Here is a 1,062-nt window from a genome sequence, read left to right on the forward strand (position 1 = left end):
ATCGGTCCCACTCACGACCCCACGTGTCGAACGACAACCCCTACTCCGAGGCCGCGTTCAAGACGCTGAAGTACGCCCCGGTCTTCCCGACCAACTTCGGGTCGCTGCAGGACGCCAGGTCGTTCTGCGAGACCTTCTTCACCTACTACAACCACGACACCGTCATTCCGGGATCGGGCTGCACACCCCGGCATCGGTCCACCACGGCACCGCGATCCAGGTCCGCGCCCAACGCCAGGTGACCCTCGATGCGGCCTACGCCGCGAACCCCGAGAGGTTCACCCGCAGCCGGCCCGAGGCGCCGAAACTACCGACCGCGGCGTGGATCAACGCCCCCTCGAGGGAGGCCCTCATACAGACCGCCTGAACTTGACTGTCTCACCAGCCTTGACATCTTCCGGAGCTGCGGCTGGCCGATCCCTACTCGTCGGCGAGTCACTTCCTGGGTGCGGTGGTGCTGCAGGCTCAGGACAACCCCACCGGCAACCTCCCTGCCCGCAATGTCATCGACGGCCAGCAACGCCTGACGACTTTGCAGCTGTTGATGGACGCCACGGGTGCGGTCTTACTGGGTGTGTCCCTATTGACCGCCGCGCGCCGGGCAGCGCCTTTACCGGATCTAGCAGATGAGTGTGGGTTCGCAGCCGCACGGATCAACGAGCCCTCAAGGGAGGCCTCATCTAGACCGCCTGAACCAACTGTCGCACGGGCCTTGATAGCTCCCAGTCGTAGCCCTTATGGTGCCTGACTAGCACTTCTCGGGCCTTGTGTGCCAGGTTTGGGGGGATGCTATGCGTCGGTCAATGCTGGTCATCGGCTCTGTTGTCTCGGCATGCTTGTCATTGTCCGGCTTGTCGCAGGCTCAAGCGGCCACGGCCGCCTACACCGCGACGGTGACCATCCCGGCGCCGGCGCCGGTGCCGGTGCCGACCCCCGTTGACTTGGGCACCCTCGGCGGCCCTAGCAGCTTCGCCTTTGGGGTGTCGGGTGACGTCGTGGTCGGCTACTCGTACACCGCTTCCGGCCCGGCCCATGCGTTCGCCTACGACCTGGGCACCGGCG

General features: G+C 65.5%; 2 protein-coding genes and 1 pseudogene. All 3 read left to right on the forward strand.

The annotated features are described in order from the left end of the window. Nucleotides 1–367 (forward strand): annotated as a pseudogene (locus BM204_RS22035) (integrase core domain-containing protein); the annotation flags it as partial. Between the two features lie 75 nt (nucleotides 368–442). Beyond that, complete coding sequence (locus BM204_RS22040; RefSeq protein WP_256215849.1) at nucleotides 443–748, forward strand: DUF262 domain-containing protein; 306 nt, start codon at nucleotides 443–445, stop codon at nucleotides 746–748. Between the two features lie 55 nt (nucleotides 749–803). Then, the coding region (locus tag BM204_RS23080; protein ID WP_218153752.1) for a hypothetical protein at nucleotides 804–1,062 on the forward strand (259 nt) is incomplete at its 3' end.

This window comes from Nocardioides psychrotolerans, from assembly GCF_900113685.1.
GTDB lineage: Bacteria > Actinomycetota > Actinomycetes > Propionibacteriales > Nocardioidaceae > Nocardioides > Nocardioides psychrotolerans.